This window comes from Erwinia sp. PME.40.26/001 (assembly GCF_055556675.1).
This window is the reverse complement of record NZ_JBVHNP010000304.1, coordinates 1-253: the sequence shown is the minus strand read 5'-3', so window position 1 is coordinate 253 and position 253 is coordinate 1. Positions and strand designations below refer to the sequence as shown.

The 253-nt window shown below is 67.6% G+C and carries 1 protein-coding gene; it reads left to right on the top strand.

Annotation, left to right across the window (positions count from 1 at the left end; translation table 11 throughout):
• Positions 1–68 precede the first annotated feature (68 nt).
• A partial coding sequence (locus tag ACZ3HG_RS24290) for a hypothetical protein (RefSeq protein ID WP_465335028.1) occupies positions 69–253 on the top strand: 185 nt, incomplete at its 3' end.

Below are 253 nucleotides of genomic sequence, written 5' to 3'. Positions count from 1 at the left end.
CGCACCGCGCCTTCCGCCACGAACTCACTCCGCACGGCTTCGTCGTGCCCTCCCGAAAGGACTGATCCGTGCCGGATCTCATTGGAATCGTCCTCTGGCCCTTGAAATGGGCCGTCGAGCTCGTGCTGGTCGGCTGGCATGCGCTCTTCACGTCGCTGGGCATGGCGCCCGCGGCCGGTCTCACCTGGGTGCTGTCGATCGTCGGGCTCGTGCTCGTCGTGCGTGCCGCGCTCATCCCGCTCTTCGTGCGGCA